This is a genomic window from Jannaschia helgolandensis, assembly GCF_900109285.1.
GTDB lineage: Bacteria > Pseudomonadota > Alphaproteobacteria > Rhodobacterales > Rhodobacteraceae > Jannaschia > Jannaschia helgolandensis.
On record NZ_FNZQ01000001.1, the window covers coordinates 1,377,393 to 1,396,219 of the forward strand.

Sequence of the window (18,827 nt, forward strand, 5' to 3'; positions counted from 1 at the left end):
CGGTAGATTGATTCTGCCGATCCTCCTGTCTCCCGACCCGGTTCTCAATGTGCGGTGCACCCCGGTCGTCGGCGACCGGACCGATCTTGCCCGCGACATGCTGGACACGATGTATGCCGCGCCGGGACGCGGGTTGGCCGGTCCGCAGGTGGGGGTTACGGAACGGATTTTCGTGATGGACGCGTCGTGGAAAGAAGGTCTGCCCGATCCGCGCGTTTTCGTGAACCCGGAGATCACAGCGCGGGAGGGCGCGCAGGTGAATACCGAAGGCTGCCTGTCGATCCCGGACATGCCGCGCCGCATTGCCCGACCGGCGAGTGTCACGCTTGCGTTCGATGGGGTGAAAGGCCGCCGGTCCGAAGTGTTCACGGGCATGGCCGCCGCCTGTATCTGTCACGAGATGGATCATCTGGATGGAATTCTGATCACTGACCTGCCGGAAGCGCCCGAATGACGCATCGCCCGTTCCTGCGCTGGCCTGACGCGCGTTTGACAAAGCCTGCGCGGCCGGTGGATGCGGTAACGGACGAAACCCGCGCGATCTGGAACGAGATGATCGCCGCCATGCGTGCGATGCCGGGCGTCGGACTTGCCGCGCCGCAGCTTGGCATTCCGCAGCGCCTTGCGGTGGTGGACGCGGATGACGGGTTTGGCGTCACGCGTCTGGCCAACCCGCGCATCCTTCATGCCAGCGGGGACCTGCGCGAACACGACGAAGCATCGCCTAACCTTCCTGGGGTATCGGCCAAGGTGAAGCGTCCGCGCGCCGTGACGGTTGCCTATCTGGACGAGACTGGGACGGCGCGGGAGCAGGATTTTGTTCTGCTGCGCGCAACGTCTGTGCAGCATCAGATCGATCATCTGGACGGCAAGCTGTATTTTCACCGTCTGTCGAAACTCAAGCGGGACATGCTTCTGCGAAAGGCGTCGAAATGCGCGTAATCTTCATGGGCACGCCCGATTTTTCGGTGCCGGTACTGGACGCACTGGTGGAGGCGGAACATGAGATCGCCGCAGTCTATTCGCAACCGCCGCGTCCGGCAGGTCGGGGCAAGAAAGACCGTCCATCGCCAGTGCAGAGGCGGGCCGAGGCGCTGGGCTTCGAAGTCCGCACGCCGAAATCGCTTAAAGACGAAGCCGCGCAGGCGGAGTTCGCAGCCTTTCAGGCCGATATCGCCGTGGTCGTGGCATACGGTTTGATCCTGCCGCAAAACGTCCTCGACGCCCCGGCAAAGGGTTGCATCAATGTCCATGCATCCCTGTTGCCGCGATGGCGCGGGGCAGCTCCGATCCACCGCGCGGTTATGGCGGGCGACGACCGGACAGGTGTCTGCATCATGCAGATGGAGGCAGGGCTGGATACCGGGCCAGTCCTGCTGCGCGAGGGCACGGATATCGCCCCGACCGACACCACGGGCGACCTGCACGACCGTCTGTCGGCGATGGGCGCGCGGCTGGCAGTGCAGGTTGTTGCGCAGGTGGACCGCCTGTCGCCCGTGGCGCAACCCAGGGAGGGCGTGACCTATGCCGCCAAGATCGACAAGGCCGAGGCGCGCGCCGATCCGGCCTGGGACGCCCAAACACTTGTGCGGCATATAAATGGTCTGTCGCCCGTTCCAGGTGCCTGGGTCGAGCATGGCGGCACAAGACTAAAGTTGTTGCGCGGTCGGGTGGCCGATGAGCTTGATGAGGTAGATGTCGAACCGGGAACGCTTCTCGATATGCCGGGCCTGATCGTTGCCGCCGGGCAGGGGGCGGTTGAGTTATTGCAGGTTCAGCCTGCGGGCAGGGGGCCGGTCTCCGGCACCGCATTCCGCAATGGCGCACGACTCAAGCCCGGTGACACCCTGATGGACTGACAGGGTTTCCCGCAGCTTCATCGTCGGTTTGTGCTGACCCGACAATTCGGCCACTAAGGGGGCATTCTCTGCATAGGTGCTCCCTTCCATGTTTCTTACCCTGTTCGGAACGGTCGTGATCGCGGGCATCGTCGGCTATGCATCCGAGCGGATGGCGTTCACCCACAATGGCTATCTGCAAAGCATCATCATCTGCATCGGCGGGGCCTTTCTGTTCTATTTCGTCAGCATCATGTTCGGCTTCGGTTTCAGGGCGCAGGGACTGAACGCGATCATGGCGTCGGTCGGAGCGCTCGTCATCGTTCCGACGCATTGGCGGCGCTAGCCGGACGACAGGTGTTGAATACATAACATACCGTTGGATCTGGCAGGCGCGCGCGACATTCCCTCGGTGCCGTATCGATCAACGGGCATGAAGTCGCCTGTCGTGGGCATGAGGTCAAACTCCTGCGTCAGGACGATAGCAGATGCATTTCGCACTCGACTGACAGGTTGCTGGCGATTCATCGGCTATTAGGACTATTCGCCCATGCCCCTTGTGACAGGACCCGTACGGGACCCACTGCGAGGGATGAAAATGCATTTGACGTCAATCAAGGGAAGATGATCCTGCTGGCGGTTTTTGTGTCGGTCGTCTGGGCATCGCTGGTGACACTGAGTTATCGCGTCGGCAAGTTTCTCATCTTGTTCGGACCTGTCGGCGTACTGTCACTTCTTGTGATCTCCGGTCTTCTGGGCCGGTCCATCGGAAACGCTGTAGCAAGGATGACCGAAGTCATGTCGCGATTGTCCGATGGGCGAACGGATATCGTGATTCCCTTCACCGCACGTCGGGATGAATAGGGCGAGATGGCCATCGCAATGCAGGTCTTTCGGCGCAATGCCGAGGCGCAACGGGAACACGAGGCGCTCAAGGCCCGCAACGCCGAGACGAAGGCCGCCCGTGCCGAAGAAAGCCGGGCCCGCGCCGAGGCGGAGAGCGAGCGAGGCGGCGCGCGCAGGAGAGGCCGGCCGCGGCTTCGCCGTCGTCGCATCGGAGGGGCGCGCTTTCGCCGGGCGGGCGTCTCAGGCGGCACAGGATATCGGTACGTTGATTTCCGAAAGTTCGGCCCAGATCGGAACCGGTACGGCGCTGGTCACCCGCGCAGGCATGATATTTCGTTTCAGGATGTAGACCTTCCTTTAAAACTGTTGACCCGCCGCGGGATACGACACGTTTGACGTAAACATTGACGGGTATCCGGACCGATGTTTTCAAATCCGGTTCACAAGAACGTCTTCCCCGCCTGGACCGGTCCATTTCGACCTGCAAAGGAACGCTTGGACTCCATCTGGCAATGGTTGGGGGTGGACGCGGGACAGGGGGCCGCCTAACTCATGCCACGAGAGGATGGCCGTGATGAACAAACCCCCGCTGACCCTTTTTCTGGCCGCACCGCGCGGCTTTTGCGCGGGCGTGGATCGTGCCATCAAGATCGTGGAGATCGCACTGGAAAAATGGGGTGCGCCGGTTTTTGTGCGCCATGAAATTGTTCATAACCGCTACGTTGTCGACAGCCTGCGGGACAAGGGCGCCGTTTTCGTCGAGGACCTGGATGAATGCCCGCCCGACCGCCCCGTGATCTTCAGTGCGCATGGCGTACCCAAGGCAGTGCCCGCGGCGGCGGCTGCGCGTCAGATGGTGTTCGTCGACGCCACCTGTCCTTTGGTCAGCAAGGTTCATATAGAAGCCGCCCGCCATCATGAGGCGGGTTTGCAGATGATTATGATTGGCCACGCCGGTCACCCGGAAACCGTCGGTACGATGGGGCAGTTGCCCGAGGGCGCGGTCCTGCTGGTTGAGACGGCCGATGACGTGACGACGTTAGAGCCGCATGATCCCGAGAAGCTGGCATTCATCACGCAGACAACTTTGTCAGTCGATGATACCGCCGCCGTGGTCGCCGCGCTCAAGGCGCGTTTCCCGGCAATCGTCGGACCGCACAAGGAAGATATCTGCTACGCCACCACCAACCGCCAAGAGGCGGTCAAGGCCATGGCTCCCGATTGCGACGCGATTCTGGTGGTCGGAGCGCCGAATTCGTCGAACTCTCGCAGGTTGGTCGAAGTTGGGGCAAAAGCAGGATGTGCCTATGCCCAACTGGTGCAGCGGGCGACGGATATCGACTGGCGCGCGCTGGACGGCATCCGTTCGATAGGGATCACGGCTGGCGCGAGTGCGCCAGAAGTTCTGATCGACGAAGTCGTCGACGCGTTTCGGGCTCGCTATGATGTGACGGTCGAATCGGTCGTAACCGCCGAGGAGCATGTGGAGTTCAAGGTCCCGCGCATTCTGCGCGAACGGGCCTGAGGATCGGCGCTTGCAGGCAACGCCGTCGCGATCCAGCTTGTATTCGTCCCACCCCCCGACGCGAAACGGACCACGCACCTGATATGGTCCGACTCCAGAGCCGCCCGCGCAATCGACATGGCTGAAGTCTGCCGGAACGCAGACTCCGATAGCTGCTGTGACAGGATTGCGCCCCCGCTGGAACGACAGCAGCAGCAGAAGAGCGACCGCGAGTTGGGGGCGGACCAGCGCAGTGGGTTCGTGGTAAAAATCCGACCTCGTTAATATTCGTTAACGAAGTGATACCAAATCTTATCTCGACAATCGGTGCGGGAGCAAAAACGCTTTGTCGTTCGCGCATCGCCATGTTTGTGGCCGTTACCCACAGCTGTCCATGCCCTTGCTGGCGCGTGTCCGGCACGCGTAAATGGGTCAGGGTGGCCAAATGGTTACCGTGCAGTTGCTTTTACAGCCCTGATCATCGTCATCGCCCCAGAAACCGGCGTCGTCTGCATACTGGCACCAAGACCGGGCAGCGGGTGCCTCTCCAGATTGGCGGCGGCAGGATGCACTCTGGGTATTGTTCTGGCGCTTGCCACCGCGGCTTTGGGTTTAGGCGCGCTGGACGTGCGCCCAGCGGACCGCAGATCCGATCCGTTGCTGCGCGTGGCGTGGCGTGGGGTTCTGATCAATGTTCTGAATCCCAGGTTGTCGATCTTCTTTCTGGCATTTTGCCGCCTTTCCTGTCCGGCGATGCCAGCCAAGCCACAGTCGAGATGGCAACGTTCGGAGGCGGTTTCATGGCGATGACGTTTACAGTCTTTGCCATCTACGGCCTGTTCGCCGGGGCATTGCGTGTCCGATTGCTGTAAGCGATCGCGCGATGGCTTGGCTGAATCGCAGCTTCGGCGGTCTTGACGGGCATGGCGGGACGATTGGCATAGGAGCGCACCTGACTGACCGGATTGAATGCAACGCGCATTATCAGCGGCATGCCCAGAGCGCGTGGAAAATCTGAGCTGCGCCGATCCGCCCTGATATGCGGCCTAGCGCGCACAAGTTTCCGGTTCCCCGCCGCGCTCGCACGTGGCATCTGCAGCGCATGTTCGACGCTCGCATCCCGACATCCGCCCTTCTGCTCGGTTTAGCCGGTCTTTTGCCATTCATCTGGGGACAGGTGACCATCATCTCCGACCCGGCGGCAGCGTTAACGATGGAATGGCTGGGTCCGCGCTTCATCGGGCCATATGTCGGTCTGTTCTATGGCTCGGTCATCCTGTCGTTCATGTCCGGCGTGCTATGGGGATTTGCCACACAGGCCGAAGGGCGGGTCGCGGCGACAGGATATGCCTTGTCCACGCTGCCCGCGCTCTGGGCGTTTTTCATGACCGGGGGCGGGCCGACCAGCGCGGCCATTGCATTGGTCGCGGGATACATCGGCCTGCTGGGCCTGGACTGGCTGTTCTGGCAACAGGGATTGGCCCCGGCATGGTGGATGAAATTAAGGCTGATCCTGACGGCAGGCGTTGTTGCCAGCCTTTTACCGATCGCGTTCTGAGAGAGGTTCGATGGATTTGACGGCTTATACCGATGGTGCCTGTAGTGGAAATCCGGGGCCCGGCGGCTGGGGCGCGCTTCTCGTTGCGTCCGAAGACGGGGCGGTGTTGCGCGAGCGGGAGTTGAAGGGCGGCGCGGCCGACACCACCAACAACCGAATGGAATTGCTGGCCGCGATCCATGCGCTGGAAGCGTTGGAGCGGCCATCGACGCTGACTCTTGTTACCGACTCGGCCTATGTGAAGGGCGGAATCACAGTCTGGATGCATGGTTGGAAGAAGAACGGCTGGAAGACATCGACCCGCAAGCCGGTCAAGAACGAGGACCTGTGGAAGCGTCTGGACACCGCACAGGCGCGTCACAAGGTGATCTGGAAGTGGGTCAAGGGCCACGCCGGCCATCCCGAGAACGAAAAGGCGGACGAATTGGCACGGGCCGGTATGGCACCGTTCAAGGACAAACGGTGACGGCATGACAGTGACGACCGCGCTTGACCTGGCATCCGTGCTGGTGTTCGCGATAACAGGCGCACTGGTCGCCGCGCGGTCGCAACTGGACCCGGTGGGTTTTATCTTCATCGCTTGCCTGACGGCAGTGGGCGGCGGCACGGTCCGCGATGTGCTTCTGGGGCGCGACCCGGTGTTCTGGGTCGGAAACCCGACGCCGCTGGCTGTCGCGGGCAGTGCGGCAATTCTGGTATTTTTCACGCATCATCTGCTGGCGTCACGGATGGCGTGGATCATCTGGCTGGATGCAGTAGCCCTGTCAATTGCAGTGGCAGCCGGAGTCGGCGTGGCCTACGGACTGGGTCAGCCGATCTGGGCGCAGGTTGTCATGGGTGTCGTGACGGGATGCATGGGCGGGCTGTTGCGGGACGTGGTCTGCAACGAAGTGCCGCTGGTTCTGAAACAGGGTGAACTCTATGTCACTGCGGCCCTGGCGGGGGGCGGTGCAGCCGTAGTGACGCGGGAGGGCGGCGGCGCGGGGCTGCTGCCGCTGGCGGCCTGCATCGCGGTGACATTCCTGCTGAGGGCCGGAGCGATCCGTTATGGGTGGAGTTTGCCATCGTTCCGCCCGCGTCCGCCTAGAGCATGATACCAAGCTGAAAACGTCCTAGCGTATGACTTTGCAACGACCTACCTGGCGGCGACAGCAGCCGGCTCGGCTTCGCGGGTTTCCCGCGGTGGGCGTCCAATGACGTCTCGCAGATCTTCCAATTCGATGAAATTGTCGGCCTGACGGCGAAGATCATCTGCAATCATCGGAGGCTGGCTTCGCATGGTAGAGCAGACCGACACACGGACGCCCTTGCGCTGCAGCGCTTCGACCAGAGGTCGGAAATCGCCATCCCCCGAGAACAAAACAATGTGATCGACGTGGTCCGCGGCCTCCAGCGCATCGACGGCCAGTTCGATGTCCATGTTGCCCTTGATCTTGCGCCGACCCTGACTGTCAGTGAATTCCTTGGCGGGCTTCGTGATCATATTGAAGCCGTTGTATTGCAGCCAGTCGACCAACGGGCGGATCGGCGAGTATTCGTCGTTCTCAAGCAGGGCCGTATAATAACAGGCGCGTAACAGCTTGCCACGTCGAACAAATTCCTGGCGTAGCAGCTTGTAGTCTATATCGAATGAAAGCGCCTTCGCTGCCGCATACAAATTCGAGCCATCGATGAAGAGCGCCAATCGCTCGTCCCGGTAAAACATTTCAGATCCTCATAGAGAACGTCTGGACCCGATCAGCGATGAGTGAAATCGTCAGGTACAGCTTCTCTCTGTAATTTCCTACATATAGTTGTTGCCAGATGCAGCAACAATGTTTGGTCATCCGGTGACATTATGTCTAATCGCGCTCGGTGCCAATTCCGGCGTCAGTTTCGCCGCAAACGCGCGGGGTCTTGCCAAGGCGGCCCGACAATTGCCCGGCCGAATAGGCGCGATTTCGCGGATTTATCGAACGCCTGCATGGCCACCGGGGGCGGGTCCGGATTTCGCAAATGCCGTTGCCTTGCTGCACTGCACGATGGCGCCGAATATCCTGTTGGACCGGTTGCATGGCATCGAGGCGCGCCATGGGCGGGTGCGCGAGCGTCGTTGGGTCGCGCGGACGCTGGACCTCGATCTTCTTGACTGGCACGGCACGGTGCGCCCGGATGTGCCGACCGTGCGACATTGGATGACGTTGCCCCCAGCCGTTCAGGCCAGCATCGCGCCGGACCAATTGATCCTGCCACACCCGCGCCTTCAGGACCGGGCTTTCGTGTTGATCCCGCTGTGCGACGTGGCTCCGGACTGGCGGCATCCGCTGACCGGACGGACGGCGCGGGCAATGCTGATGGCCCTGTCGGGGGCAGAGCGTGGACAAATCACCGCGATTGGACCCGTGCACGGGGTTGTCAATATAAAACGTCGGTAATAGATACGCCTTTCCGACCCCCCTGACAGAGGTGCGCCCATGGCCCGCGTGACAGTCGAAGATTGCGTCGACAAGGTTCCCAACCGGTTTGAACTGGTGATGTTGGCCGCCCATCGGGCGCGCGAAATCGCCACCGGCAGCCCGGTGACCGTGGACCGGGACAACGATAAGAACCCCGTTGTCGCCCTGCGCGAGATCGCGGAGGAAACGCAGCGGGCCGATGACCTGCGTGAGCGTCTGATCGAATCGAACCAGACGCAGATCGAGGTTGACGAGCCGGAAGAGGACTCGATGGCCCTGCTGATGGGTGTCGAAAAGGACATGCCTGCCCAGGACGATATGTCCGAGGAAAAACTGCTGCGCGCGCTGATGGAGGCGCAAGGCCAGCCCTGACACAAGCGGAGGCCTGCGCGAGATGATCGAGGTCGAAGACCTGATCGCGCTGGTGCGCGCCTATAATCCACGAACGAACGCCGATCTGATCCGCGAAGCCTATGCCTATGGGCGGGACATGCATGCAGGTCAGGTGCGTCGATCCGGCGAGCCGTATTTCACCCATCCTGTCGAAGTGGCCAGCTTGCTGACGGAACAGCGGCTGGACGACGCGACAATTATTACCGCGCTTCTGCACGATACGATCGAGGACACACGGTCCACATATGCCGAGGTCGAGACTCGCTTCGGCCTCGAAATCGCCGAGATGGTCGACGGCGTTACCAAGCTGACGAACCTTGAACTCAGCTCTTCCGAGACCAAGCAGGCCGAGAATTTCCGCAAGCTGTTCATGGCGATGTCCAAGGACCTGCGGGTTATCCTGGTCAAGCTGACGGACCGGCTGCACAACATGCGCACCATCCGTCACATGGCGCATCACAAGCAGGCCAAGAAGGCGCATGAGACGATGGAAATCTATGCGCCGCTGGCCGGGCGCATGGGCATGCAATGGATGCGAGAGGAGTTGGAGGATCTGTGTTTCGCGGTCATCAACCCCGAGGCACGTAATTCCATCCTGCGCCGTTTCGTGACCCTGCAGCGCGAAGCGGGCAACGTCATACGTCGCATCACCGACGATATCGAAACCGAACTGGCCCGCGCCGAGATCACCGCAACCGTCATGGGACGCGCGAAGCGCCCGTTCAGCATCTGGCGCAAGATGGAGGAAAAGGAGATCGGGTTCTCCCGTCTCTCCGACATCTATGGGTTCCGCATCATCGTCGGGTCAGAAGCTGATTGTTATCGTGCGCTCGGTGTCATCCACCAACGCTGGCGGTCCGTGCCGGGCCGTTTCAAGGACTATATCAGTCAGCCCAAGTCCAACGGCTATCGCTCGATCCATACGACGGTGTCGGGGCGCGACGGCAAGCGGGTCGAAGTGCAGATCCGCACTCGGGAAATGCACGAGGTCGCCGAACGCGGCGTGGCGGCGCACTGGTCGTATCGCGACGGTGTGCGGGCCGAGAATCCGTTCGCCGTCGATCCGGCGGAGTGGCTGAAGACGATGACCGAGCGCTTTGAGGAAGCCAGCGACCACGCCGAATTCATGGAAGCCGTGAAGCTGGAAATGTATACCGATCAGGTGTTCTGCTTCACACCCAAGGGTGATGTCATCAAGCTGCCCAAGGGGGCTACGCCCATCGACTTCGCCTATGCGATCCACACCCGCATCGGTCATCGCACCGTGGCGGCGCGGGTCGACGGAATGCGGGTGCCGCTCTGGACCCGTTTGCGCAACGGACAGTCGGTCGAAATCGTTACAGCCGAAGCGCAGTCACCGCAGGCCACCTGGATCGACATCGCAACCACCGGACGCGCGAAATCCGCGATCCGCCGCGCGCTCAAGGCCGAGCGACGGGGGGGGCATGTGCGGCTGGGGCGGGAACTGGCGCGTGCCTCCTTTGCGCAGGTCGGCAAGCGCTCGACCGACAAGGCGCTTGAGACCGCGGCCAAGGCGCTCGGGTTCGATGACGATGAAGATCTGCTGGCCGCCATCGGCGCGTCAGAGGTCAGCGCGAGAACCGTAGTCGCGACACTTTACCCCGAGATATCGCAAGCCCCCCCCGCGCCGGATGTTTCGCCCGAACGCGCTATTATCGGCCTCGACCCAAAGGCGCATTACGACCGCGCGACCTGTTGCCAGCCGGTACCGGGAGAGCGGATCGTGGGCATCACCAACAAGGGGCACGGCGTCACGATCCACGCCATCGACTGCCCGCGCATGGCCGAATTCGAGGATCAGACAGACCGCTGGGTCGATCTGGGCTGGTCGCCGGGGCATCACGCCCCGCGCAATGCGGTCACTCTGGACATGACGATAAGCAACGCGCCAGGGGTGCTGGGCCGGATTTGCCTTCTGATTGCGGAACAGAACGCTAATATCTCGGATTTGCGCTTCGTAGATCGCAAGCCGGACTTCTTCCGGCTGCTGATTGATGTCGACGTGCGTGACCGCGAGCACCTGCACAGCCTTGTCATGGCGATCGATACTGACAACGATGTGGCGCAGGTCCGCCGTCATCGCGAACGCCTGACACACCCGGGGCCGCCCCCGTCCATACCCGCCTGAGGACCGATCTTGTTCAAACGCCGCGACCGATTGCCCCTTTGGCAAAGCATCTGGCAGGCGGTCTGGCCGCGGGGCGGATGGGGTCGTGCCGCGATCTACGTCAAGCACCGGTTGCGGCGTTTGCCCGACACACCGCGCAAGATCAGCCGTGGCATCATGGTCGGCGTTTTCACGACGTTCACGCCGTTTTACGGGTTGCACTTCTTCGTCGCGGCGAGCCTTGCCATCGCAGTGCGCGGCAACGTCATGGCTGCACTGCTAGGGACATTTTTCGGCAATCCGCTGACCTATGTGCCGATTGCAGTCGTGTCGCTCAACCTCGGGCATTTCATGCTGGGGACCGAAGTGCGCGGTGCCGTCGATGAAAATATCTTCGGCAAGTTCTTCGGCGCGGGTGAAGATCTTTTCTGGAACAGCTGGAACGCGCTGGTCGGCAATTCTGTCGACTGGACTGCGACGGCTGTATTCTGGAACGACGTATTTCTGCCGTGGCTGGTCGGCGGTCTGGTGCCGGGTATTTTCACCGGGATCGCCGCCTATACGATCAGCCTGCCGCTGATCGAAGCCTATCAGAAGCGCAGACGCGGCCGGATCAAGAAAAAGCTGGACGAGATACGGCGTAAGGCGGCGGCGCGAGCTGCCGAGAAGAAGGCAAAGGGCGAGGCGAATGGATAAGCTGAGGCTGGGCATCAATATCGATCATGTGGCCACCATCCGGAATGCGCGCGGTGGCGACAATCCCGATCCGGTGCGCGCGGCCCTGATGGCTCAGGCCGCCGGAGCCGACGGGATTACGGCACATTTGCGTGAAGATCGTCGCCACATCCGCGATGCCGACATGGCGGCAATTGCCGAGGCCATCGACATTCCGCTGAATTTTGAAATGGCGGCGACCGAGGAAATGTGCCGTATCGCCTTGGCCACAAGGCCCCACGCCGTCTGTCTGGTGCCCGAGCGACGCGAGGAACGAACCACCGAGGGCGGGCTGGAGGTGGCGGGCGATGCCAACCGTCTGAAGACTTATGTCGCGCCGCTGGTCAATATGGGTGCGCGCGTCTCGCTGTTCATAGCGGCCGACCCCCGGCAGATCGACGCCTCGGCCCGCGTAGGGGCGGCTGTCGTGGAACTGCACACCGGCAAGTATTGCTATGCTGTCGCCGAAGGACGGATCGAAGAAGCCGAAGCGGAGCTTGGGCGACTGATTTCCGCCGCGCGCCAGGCCGACGATCTGGGGCTGGAGGTGCATCTGGGCCATGGAATTACCTATGACAGTGTCACGGCATTGGCCGCGATTCCGCAGGCGGTAGAGTTGAACATCGGCCATTTCCTGATTGGCGAGGCCGTGTTTCGCGGCCTGCCCGACGCCATGGCCGAGATGCGGCGGCTGATGGATCAGGCGCGGGGCATGGTGCAGTGTTGACGCAAGGGCAAATCCGGTCCGCTTTGCCGATCAAGTTTTACAGATGATCCTTGGCATCGGCACCGATCTTGCGAACATCGACAGGGTGCAGGGTGTTCTCGACCGCTTTGGCGACAGGTTCCGCAACCGCGTGTTTACCCCCCGCGAACAGAGCAAGGCAGCCAGCCGCGTGGACGAGGCAGCGACCTATGCCAAACGCTGGGCCGCCAAGGAGGCCTGTTCCAAGGCCCTCGGCACCGGGCTGCGTATGGGGATTTCATGGAAAGACATGGCCGTCAGCAACCTGCACACCGGCCAGCCCGTGATGAGTGTGACCGGCTGGGCGGCGGAGCGTCTGGATGTTATGTGCCCGGATGGATACGAGGCGATCATCCACGTCAGCCTGACAGACGACCACCCTTGGGCTCAGGCTTACGTCGTGATCGAAGCGCGCCCCTTCGCCTGATGCGCATCGCTTGACCATCTGAATTGCCGCGACACTTCGCCCTCGGGCGGGTGCGCTGTTGACAGCAAAGAGGGCAGGGGGCAGGGAACCGAAACGTAATTCTGGAAGGTGATCATGGCGAAGGCGGAGAAGAAGGAGGGTCTCTTCGAGACGGTCAAGACCGTGTTCTGGGCCCTGGTGATCGCAGGCATCTTCCGTACACTGTTCTTTCAGCCGTTCTGGATTCCGTCCGGCTCGATGAAAGACACGCTGCTGATCGGCGATTTCCTGTTCGTCAACAAAATGGCCTACGGTTATTCCCGCTATTCCTGCCCGTTTTCACTCTGTCCGGTGTCCGGCCGTATCTTAGGATCGCAACCTGAACGTGGGGATGTGATCGTCTTTCGCCATCCGGTCAATGGCACCGACTTCATCAAACGGCTGATCGGTCTGCCGGGGGATACGGTGCAGATGCGCGACGGCAGGCTTTACCTTAATGGCGAAGCGGTGCGGGTCGAACCGGCACCCGATCTCGTGGAGACGAAGGCCCCGCAGGGGCCGCAGCGCCTGACGCCGCGTTGTTCCAACGATCCCATCGGCCTGGGTGGTGAGTGCATTAAAGAGCGGTTTACCGAATATCTGCCGGGCAACGACCGCGGTCATTCGATCCTGAACATCGGTATGTCCAGCACTGACAATACCCCGGTCTTCACGGTTCCCGAGGGCCAGTATTTCTTCATGGGCGACAACCGCGACAACTCGCGCGACAGCCGGGTGCCCCGGTCGATCGGCGGCGTGGGGTTCGTGCCATATGAAAACCTGATCGGGCGGGCCGACCGGGTCGTCTTCTCCTCTGCCGGCAGTCGGATGCTGTATTTCTGGACATGGCGGCTGGACCGTTTCTTCGAGGAGATCGTTTGAAGCTTTCCCGCGATCTCGACGCTTTCCAGGACCGTATCGGTCATCGCTTCGGGCAGCCCGAGTTGCTGCTGCGTGCGATGACTCATTCGTCTATCGCATCCGATACCCGTCCCGACAATCAACGGCTTGAATTTCTGGGCGACCGCGTTCTGGGCCTCGTTATCGCCGAGGCGTTGATGAACGGCGACCGCACCGCCGAAGAAGGTCAGCTCGCCCCGCGCTTCAATGCACTGGTTCGCAAGGAGGCCTGCGCCGAAGTGGCCCGGTCAGTCGGGTTGGGCGATGTCCTCAAGCTTGGCAAATCGGAGCAGGTGACAGGCGGGCGTCGCAAGCTGGCATTGTTGGGCGACGCGATGGAAGCCCTGATCGCGGCGGTCTATCTGGATGCCGGACTGGACGCCGCCCGCGCGATGATCCTGCGCCTCTGGTCCGATCAGGTCGAGAATGTGGAATACGACGCCCGCGACGCCAAGACGACATTGCAGGAGTGGGCGCAGGCGCGCGGCATGAAGCCACCGGTCTATACTGTCACGGAACGGTCCGGCCCGGATCATGCGCCTGTTTTCCGCATCACTGCCAGCCTTGGGGACGGCCCGTCGGCAGACGGAGAAGCCCCGTCCAAACGAGCAGCGGAACAGGCGGCGGCCAAGGCTCTGCTGACAGAGGTAAGTCATGACTGACCAATCAACTCGGGCTGGTTTCGTTGCCCTTATTGGCGAGCCGAATGCCGGGAAATCCACACTTCTCAACCGGATGGTGGGGGCCAAGGTGTCCATCGTCACGCACAAGGTCCAGACCACGCGCGCCCGTGTACGCGGTGTGGCGATGGCGGGGGCAAGCCAGCTGATCTTTGTCGATACGCCCGGATTGTTCCACCCCAAGCGCCGCCTGGATCGCGCCATGGTCGCAGCGGCCTGGACGGGGGCGGCGGACGCGGATGTGGTCGTTCTGTTGATCGAGGCGACACGCGGGCTGATCGAAGGTGTTGAGGCGATTTTGACTGCACTGGAGGACAAGCGCGGTGCGGGGCAGCCGGTCTTGCTGGCCATAAACAAGATCGACCGGGTTAAGGCCGATACGCTCTTGGCGCTGACCGAGAAGATGAACGCGCGCTACGCCTTTGACGGCACGTTCCTGATTTCAGCGGAACGCGGTCACGGGGTCGAGGATCTGCGCGCCGATCTGGCGGCGCGGGTGCCAGTGGGACCGTGGCTCTATCCCGAGGATCAGATCGCGGACCTGCCGCTCAGGACCATTGCGGCGGAAATAACGCGCGAGAAACTGACGCTGCGGCTGCATCAGGAGTTGCCGTATCAACTGACTGTGGAAACCGAGAAGTGGGAGGATCGTCCCGACGGATCGGTGCGGATCGACCAGTTGATCTATGTCGTCCGGGATGGTCACAAGGGCATCGTGCTGGGCCGCAAGGGCGAGACGACGAAGGCAGTAGGACAGGCGGCGCGCGCCGATATGGAAGCGTTTTTGGGCCAGCGCGTCCACCTGTTCCTTCAGGTCAAGGTGCGGCCCGGCTGGATGGACGACGCGGAAAGGTTCGACGCAATGGGCCTGGATTTCAAGGACGGCAACGCCTGATGCGACTGACGGCATCCTTCTGGGTGTCCGCCTATCGCAAGCGGCTGGAGATGCACGACATATCCTGCTTCGTGGTGCGTCATGGCGACGATACGGCAGGCGCAGTACTGGTCAAGCTCAATACACTGGACGGAAATGCCCGTGTCTTTCAGCGCAGTTTCGACCTGATGACCGGGGACCGGTCGTGGATCGTGCTGGCCGAGGGCGAAGAAACGTATTGCGATCAGGCAATTGCGCGGCAAAACAGCTTTGATCCGGACCTTTGGGTGCTGGAGGTTGAAGACCGGCAGGGGCGGCATATGCTGGATCAGGACGGTATGGGCTGATGGAATGGCGGGACGAAGGCATTGTTCTCGCGGCGCGACCTCATGGCGAAACTTCTGTTATTCTCGAGATGTTTACGCGCGCGCACGGGCGCCATCTGGGCGTCGTGCATGGGGGTGTGTCGCGCAAGAAATCCCCGATGCTGCAACCGGGCAATCAACTCGATGCAGTCTGGCGGGCCCGGCTGGAGAGCCATATGGGCGGCTGGACGGTGGAGCTGAAGCGGTCACGGGCGGCTGGAATATTGAGCGATCCTTTGCGGTTGGCTGCGTTGACGTCGGCCTGTTCAATGGCGTCGTTCGCTCTGCCGGAGCGAGAGGCGATGGAGGATTTCCAGACGCGGACAGAAGACCTTTGCGATGCGATCGTGGACGGGAAGGGCTGGATAACCGATTACGTTTATTGGGAAATGGCGCTTCTTGAGGTCACGGGCTTTCGGTTGGATCTGTCGGCTTGCGCGGTATCCGGTGGGGCGAACGATCTGGCCTATGTCAGTCCGCGTACGGGTCGAGCGGTCAGTCGGTCGGGGGCCGGGGAGTGGGCATCCAAGTTGTTGAAATTGCCGGATATACTTCTCGGTGGAGCGCCGTCGATTGAAGGTGCTGTCGCGGCTTTGGAGGTTACCGGGTTCTTTTTGGAGAACAGGCTGGCGCCGTCACTGGGCAATCGGCCTGTGCCGCCAGCACGTCAGCGATTGCTGGCGGCGCTGAAATCCGAGGTATGAGGAACGGGTGATCCACGGGTGATCTGCGTCGGACGTCGAGGGCGCAGAACGTCGCGTCTTTCCCCTGCGTAAGCGTCAGGGGAGGAGGGGATAACTCAGGTTTTACCCGAGCAAGCGGCGGGCGATCACCTGAGCCTGAATTTCCGCCGCGCCTTCGAAGATGTTCAGGATGCGGGCGTCGCAGAGCAGGCGGCTGATCGGGTATTCCAGAGCGAAGCCGTTGCCACCGTGGATCTGCAACCCGTTGTCGGCGGCGGCCCACGCGGTGCGTGCGCCCAGCAGTTTGGCCATGCCCGCTTCGATGTCGCAGCGGCGGTCGTTGTCTTTTTCCCCGGCGGAGAAATAGGTGAGCTGTCGCGTGACCATGATGTCGACGGCCATCATCGCCAGTTTGTTGGCGACGCGGGGGAATTCGATCAGGGCCTTGCCGAACTGGGTGCGGGTTTCGGCATAGGCAAGCGCTTCGTCCAATGAGGCCTGTGCGACGCCGATGGCGCGTGCGGCGGTCTGGATGCGAGCGCTCTCGAACGTCTGCATCAACTGCTTGAAGCCCGCGCCGGTGACGCCGCCCAGAAGGTTATCGCCCGCGACGTGAAAGCCGTCGAACGCCAGTTCATATTCCTTCATGCCACGGTAGCCCAGCACCTCGATCTCGCCGCCGCTCATGCCGTGGGTCGGGAAGGGTGCTTCGTCCGTGCCGGGCGTTTTTTCGGCAAGGAACATCGACAGGCCCTTGTAGTCGGTGGACTCGGGGTCGGTCCGCGCCAAGAGGGTCATCATATGTGTGCGAGCTGCGTGGGTGATCCAGGTCTTGTTGCCAGTCACGGTCCAGTCGTCGCCTGTCCTGACGGCACGCGTCTTGAGAGAGCCGAGGTCGGAGCCGGTATTCGGCTCGGTAAAGACAGCAGTGGGAAGCGTTTCGCCCGAGGCGAGTTTGGGCAGCCACTTGGCTTTCTGGTCGTCGGTGCCGCCACAGAGGATCAATTCAGCCGCGATTTCCGAGCGTGTGCCCAGCGAGCCGACGCCGATATAGCCGCGCGACAGTTCCTCGGACACGACACACATCGCCGCCTTGGGCAGGCCGAGGCCGCCAAATTCTTCGGGGATGGTCAGGCCGAAGACGCCCATTTCGGCCATCTCGTCGATGACCTCCATCGGGATCAGTTCGTCGCGCAAATGCCAGCCGTGGGCGTGGGGCGCGACCTTGTCGGTGGACCAGCGGCGAAACTGGTCGCGGATCATGTCGAGTTCTTCGTCCTGCCCGGTGGCACCGAAGGTGGCGTTGGCGGTGCCATCACGCATCAGAGCGACGAGGCGGGTTCGGGCGGCCTGGGTGTTGCCCTGACTGCACAATGTCATCACGGCTGGGATCATCAGACTGCGCTGTTGGTCCTGAGTCAGGCCGATGTCATCCATGCGGACGATTTCGCCCTGCGACATCGGGATACCGCCACGGACCTGCAAAAGGTATTCGCCGAACGCGATCTGGTGGATCAACATCTCCATCTCGCCAAAGCTGCCGGTGGCATTCAGACGGTCTGCCCAATTCTGCATCTGACGCAGGGCCTGCGCATAGGTCGCAAGCCAGGCGAAGCCGTGGGTGGCGGTCTGGCAGGCCTCCATAAGATCTGGGGCAATGCGGCTGTCACGGGTGACATGGGCCGCTGCCGCCTCCCTGGCAGCGACGACAAGCACATCGAGCGCCTCGGTTGCCGTCGCGGTGAGCGTCAGAAGGTCCGGCAGAATCGTCGGCATGTCGAGTGGCATCGTCTGTCCATCGTGGGGCATCGGACCCTCCTGGGCTTTGGTTATTGTGCAGTTGCAGCGAAACTTAATTGCATGAAAATACCTCCGCAAGTGCATAAAGTGTCTCATGGGCGGGCTGGTCTGTTGGTATTGCCCGTCGTAGGGAAGCGAGATGGAATACCTTTCTCCCTTCGCCTGGACTCTTGCGCTCGTCATCGCGCTGTTCGCGGGAATAGTTAAGGGATCGATCGGCTTTGCCCTGCCGCTGATCATGATTTCGGGGCTTTCAAGTTTCCTCGATCCGAAACTGGCGCTTGCCGGGATACTGATATCAGTGCTTGCCACCAATGTGTGGCAGGTCACACGTCAGGGGTGGGAGCCTGCGCGCGATGCGGCGGTGCTGCACTGGCGGTATCTGCTGATCGTGATGGTGGCGATTTTCGCAGCGGCGCAGATTGTTACCCGTATCCCCGGTCAGGTATTTTACTTTATACTGGGTGTCCCCGTCGTGGCGTTGTCGCTGATCCAGCTGGTCGGTGTGCGCCTTTCGATCGCGCCTGAGCGTCGCGTCACGGCGGAATGGGGAATCGGACTGATTTCCGGGCTGCTTGGCGGACTGACCGGAACATGGGGACCGACGACGGTGCTGTATTTGCTGGCCATCGATACGCCGAAGGCGCGGCAAATGGTGGTGCAGGGCGTAATTTATGGGGCGGGATCGGTGGTTCTGGTGCTGGCACATCTGCGGTCCGGCATTCTGAACGGCGAAACGGTGTGGTTTTCAGCAGCAATGTTGCCTGCGGCGCTGATCGGTATGGCGATCGGATTCAAGGCTCAGGACCGGATGGATCAGGCGTTGTTCAAGCGCGTGACGCTGATCGTGCTGGTCGTCGCGGGGGTGAACCTGATCCGCAAGGGGTTGAGTGGTTTCTAGAAAATGGCCGGATTCCCG

At 61.7% G+C, this 18,827-nt stretch carries 24 protein-coding genes; 22 read left to right on the forward strand and 2 right to left on the reverse strand.

Going from position 1 to position 18,827, the window contains the following annotated elements:
- The first annotated feature begins 7 nt into the window (after positions 1–7).
- The 10 genes from BMY38_RS06785 to BMY38_RS06840 all read left to right on the forward strand — a co-directional run bounded on the left by BMY38_RS06785 (position 8) and on the right by BMY38_RS06840 (position 6,840).
- Positions 8–454 (forward strand): peptide deformylase, encoded by a 447-nt coding sequence (locus BMY38_RS06785; protein ID WP_092760923.1) that lies wholly within the window; start codon positions 8–10, stop codon positions 452–454.
- Positions 451–942: a peptide deformylase gene (gene def / locus BMY38_RS06790; RefSeq protein WP_092760925.1), complete on the forward strand. Its 492-nt coding sequence runs from the start codon at positions 451–453 to the stop codon at positions 940–942. Before BMY38_RS06785 ends, def begins: the two co-directional genes overlap by 4 nt.
- Complete coding sequence (gene fmt / locus BMY38_RS06795) at positions 933–1,859, forward strand: methionyl-tRNA formyltransferase (RefSeq protein WP_092760927.1); 927 nt, start codon at positions 933–935, stop codon at positions 1,857–1,859. Before def ends, fmt begins: the two co-directional genes overlap by 10 nt.
- Before the next feature lie 88 nt (positions 1,860–1,947).
- On the forward strand, positions 1,948–2,184 hold the full coding sequence (locus BMY38_RS06800; RefSeq protein WP_092760929.1) for a hypothetical protein: 237 nt from the start codon (positions 1,948–1,950) through the stop codon (positions 2,182–2,184).
- Positions 2,185–2,462: 278 nt separating this feature from the next.
- A complete protein-coding gene (locus BMY38_RS06805; protein ID WP_092760931.1) occupies positions 2,463–2,702 on the forward strand; it encodes a hypothetical protein in 240 nt (79 codons plus the stop codon).
- Positions 2,703–2,739: 37 nt separating this feature from the next.
- Complete coding sequence (locus BMY38_RS18695) at positions 2,740–3,033, forward strand: methyl-accepting chemotaxis protein (protein WP_425431623.1); 294 nt, start codon at positions 2,740–2,742, stop codon at positions 3,031–3,033.
- 225 nt (positions 3,034–3,258) lie between these two features.
- Complete coding sequence (gene ispH, locus BMY38_RS06815) at positions 3,259–4,209, forward strand: 4-hydroxy-3-methylbut-2-enyl diphosphate reductase (RefSeq protein ID WP_092760935.1); 951 nt, start codon at positions 3,259–3,261, stop codon at positions 4,207–4,209.
- A 1,081-nt stretch (positions 4,210–5,290) separates the two neighbouring features.
- Complete coding sequence (locus BMY38_RS06830) at positions 5,291–5,746, forward strand: DUF3429 domain-containing protein (RefSeq protein WP_092760937.1); 456 nt, start codon at positions 5,291–5,293, stop codon at positions 5,744–5,746.
- A gap of 10 nt (positions 5,747–5,756) precedes the next feature.
- On the forward strand, positions 5,757–6,212 hold the full coding sequence (gene rnhA / locus BMY38_RS06835; protein WP_092760939.1) for a ribonuclease HI: 456 nt from the start codon (positions 5,757–5,759) through the stop codon (positions 6,210–6,212).
- A gap of 4 nt (positions 6,213–6,216) precedes the next feature.
- Positions 6,217–6,840 carry a trimeric intracellular cation channel family protein gene (locus BMY38_RS06840; RefSeq protein ID WP_092760941.1) on the forward strand — a complete coding sequence of 208 codons (624 nt, stop codon included), beginning with the start codon at positions 6,217–6,219 and terminating at the stop codon, positions 6,838–6,840.
- Between the two features lie 41 nt (positions 6,841–6,881).
- Here BMY38_RS06840 and BMY38_RS06845 read toward each other — a convergent pair whose 3' ends face one another.
- Positions 6,882–7,451 (reverse strand): LabA-like NYN domain-containing protein, encoded by a 570-nt coding sequence (locus BMY38_RS06845; RefSeq protein WP_092760943.1) that lies wholly within the window; start codon positions 7,449–7,451, stop codon positions 6,882–6,884.
- Between the two features lie 109 nt (positions 7,452–7,560).
- Between BMY38_RS06845 and folK the strand changes: the two genes are divergently transcribed.
- The 11 genes from folK (at position 7,561) to recO (ending at position 16,129) form a co-directional block, all read left to right on the forward strand.
- Positions 7,561–8,160, forward strand: a complete 600-nt coding sequence (gene folK / locus BMY38_RS06850) for a 2-amino-4-hydroxy-6-hydroxymethyldihydropteridine diphosphokinase (protein ID WP_092760945.1) — start codon at positions 7,561–7,563, stop codon at positions 8,158–8,160.
- A gap of 39 nt (positions 8,161–8,199) precedes the next feature.
- Positions 8,200–8,553: a DNA-directed RNA polymerase subunit omega gene (gene rpoZ / locus BMY38_RS06855; protein WP_092760947.1), complete on the forward strand. Its 354-nt coding sequence runs from the start codon at positions 8,200–8,202 to the stop codon at positions 8,551–8,553.
- Positions 8,554–8,575: 22 nt separating this feature from the next.
- Entirely contained in the window at positions 8,576–10,723 is a 2,148-nt protein-coding gene (locus BMY38_RS06860) for a RelA/SpoT family protein (protein ID WP_092760949.1), read from the forward strand.
- A gap of 9 nt (positions 10,724–10,732) precedes the next feature.
- Complete coding sequence (locus tag BMY38_RS06865; protein WP_342707743.1) at positions 10,733–11,398, forward strand: DUF2062 domain-containing protein; 666 nt, start codon at positions 10,733–10,735, stop codon at positions 11,396–11,398.
- On the forward strand, positions 11,391–12,143 hold the full coding sequence (locus BMY38_RS06870) for a pyridoxine 5'-phosphate synthase (protein ID WP_092760953.1): 753 nt from the start codon (positions 11,391–11,393) through the stop codon (positions 12,141–12,143). The genes BMY38_RS06865 and BMY38_RS06870 overlap by 8 nt, the downstream gene beginning before the upstream one ends.
- Before the next feature lie 43 nt (positions 12,144–12,186).
- Positions 12,187–12,588 carry a holo-ACP synthase gene (acpS, locus tag BMY38_RS06875; RefSeq protein ID WP_092760955.1) on the forward strand — a complete coding sequence of 134 codons (402 nt, stop codon included), beginning with the start codon at positions 12,187–12,189 and terminating at the stop codon, positions 12,586–12,588.
- A gap of 114 nt (positions 12,589–12,702) precedes the next feature.
- On the forward strand, positions 12,703–13,488 hold the full coding sequence (lepB, locus tag BMY38_RS06880; RefSeq protein ID WP_092760957.1) for a signal peptidase I: 786 nt from the start codon (positions 12,703–12,705) through the stop codon (positions 13,486–13,488).
- On the forward strand, positions 13,485–14,168 hold the full coding sequence (gene rnc, locus BMY38_RS06885) for a ribonuclease III (RefSeq protein ID WP_092760959.1): 684 nt from the start codon (positions 13,485–13,487) through the stop codon (positions 14,166–14,168). Before lepB ends, rnc begins: the two co-directional genes overlap by 4 nt.
- Positions 14,161–15,081, forward strand: coding sequence for a GTPase Era (gene era / locus BMY38_RS06890; protein ID WP_092760960.1), 921 nt, complete (start codon positions 14,161–14,163; stop codon positions 15,079–15,081). The genes rnc and era overlap by 8 nt, the downstream gene beginning before the upstream one ends.
- The gene (locus BMY38_RS06895) at positions 15,078–15,407 is read left to right on the forward strand and encodes a DUF1491 family protein (RefSeq protein ID WP_092761303.1); all 330 of its coding nucleotides are present in this window, start codon (positions 15,078–15,080) and stop codon (positions 15,405–15,407) included. Before era ends, BMY38_RS06895 begins: the two co-directional genes overlap by 4 nt.
- Complete coding sequence (gene recO / locus BMY38_RS06900) at positions 15,407–16,129, forward strand: DNA repair protein RecO (protein ID WP_092760962.1); 723 nt, start codon at positions 15,407–15,409, stop codon at positions 16,127–16,129. The genes BMY38_RS06895 and recO overlap by 1 nt, the downstream gene beginning before the upstream one ends.
- A 102-nt stretch (positions 16,130–16,231) precedes the next feature.
- Here recO and BMY38_RS06905 read toward each other — a convergent pair whose 3' ends face one another.
- On the reverse strand, positions 16,232–17,917 hold the full coding sequence (locus BMY38_RS06905; RefSeq protein WP_092760964.1) for an acyl-CoA dehydrogenase family protein: 1,686 nt from the start codon (positions 17,915–17,917) through the stop codon (positions 16,232–16,234).
- A gap of 130 nt (positions 17,918–18,047) precedes the next feature.
- On the opposite strand from BMY38_RS06905, the gene BMY38_RS06910 reads away from it, so the two are divergent.
- Complete coding sequence (locus tag BMY38_RS06910; protein ID WP_092760966.1) at positions 18,048–18,809, forward strand: sulfite exporter TauE/SafE family protein; 762 nt, start codon at positions 18,048–18,050, stop codon at positions 18,807–18,809.
- The last annotated feature ends 18 nt before the right edge of the window (positions 18,810–18,827 follow it).

Coding starts and splice junctions, on each gene's coding strand:
- def (WP_092760925.1), top strand. CDS start 451: ATGACGCATCGCCCGTTCCTGCGCTGGCCTGACGCGCGTTTGACAAAG.
- fmt (WP_092760927.1), top strand. CDS start 933: ATGCGCGTAATCTTCATGGGCACGCCCGATTTTTCGGTGCCGGTACTG.
- BMY38_RS06800 (WP_092760929.1), top strand. CDS start 1,948: ATGTTTCTTACCCTGTTCGGAACGGTCGTGATCGCGGGCATCGTCGGC.
- BMY38_RS06805 (WP_092760931.1), top strand. CDS start 2,463: ATGATCCTGCTGGCGGTTTTTGTGTCGGTCGTCTGGGCATCGCTGGTG.
- BMY38_RS18695 (WP_425431623.1), top strand. CDS start 2,740: ATGCCGAGGCGCAACGGGAACACGAGGCGCTCAAGGCCCGCAACGCCG.
- ispH (WP_092760935.1), top strand. CDS start 3,259: ATGAACAAACCCCCGCTGACCCTTTTTCTGGCCGCACCGCGCGGCTTT.
- BMY38_RS06830 (WP_092760937.1), top strand. CDS start 5,291: ATGTTCGACGCTCGCATCCCGACATCCGCCCTTCTGCTCGGTTTAGCC.
- rnhA (WP_092760939.1), top strand. CDS start 5,757: ATGGATTTGACGGCTTATACCGATGGTGCCTGTAGTGGAAATCCGGGG.
- BMY38_RS06840 (WP_092760941.1), top strand. CDS start 6,217: ATGACAGTGACGACCGCGCTTGACCTGGCATCCGTGCTGGTGTTCGCG.
- BMY38_RS06845 (WP_092760943.1), bottom strand. CDS start 7,451: ATGTTTTACCGGGACGAGCGATTGGCGCTCTTCATCGATGGCTCGAAT.
- folK (WP_092760945.1), top strand. CDS start 7,561: ATGTTTGGTCATCCGGTGACATTATGTCTAATCGCGCTCGGTGCCAAT.
- rpoZ (WP_092760947.1), top strand. CDS start 8,200: ATGGCCCGCGTGACAGTCGAAGATTGCGTCGACAAGGTTCCCAACCGG.
- BMY38_RS06860 (WP_092760949.1), top strand. CDS start 8,576: ATGATCGAGGTCGAAGACCTGATCGCGCTGGTGCGCGCCTATAATCCA.
- BMY38_RS06870 (WP_092760953.1), top strand. CDS start 11,391: ATGGATAAGCTGAGGCTGGGCATCAATATCGATCATGTGGCCACCATC.
- acpS (WP_092760955.1), top strand. CDS start 12,187: ATGATCCTTGGCATCGGCACCGATCTTGCGAACATCGACAGGGTGCAG.
- lepB (WP_092760957.1), top strand. CDS start 12,703: ATGGCGAAGGCGGAGAAGAAGGAGGGTCTCTTCGAGACGGTCAAGACC.
- era (WP_092760960.1), top strand. CDS start 14,161: ATGACTGACCAATCAACTCGGGCTGGTTTCGTTGCCCTTATTGGCGAG.
- recO (WP_092760962.1), top strand. CDS start 15,407: ATGGAATGGCGGGACGAAGGCATTGTTCTCGCGGCGCGACCTCATGGC.
- BMY38_RS06905 (WP_092760964.1), bottom strand. CDS start 17,917: ATGCCCCACGATGGACAGACGATGCCACTCGACATGCCGACGATTCTG.
- BMY38_RS06910 (WP_092760966.1), top strand. CDS start 18,048: ATGGAATACCTTTCTCCCTTCGCCTGGACTCTTGCGCTCGTCATCGCG.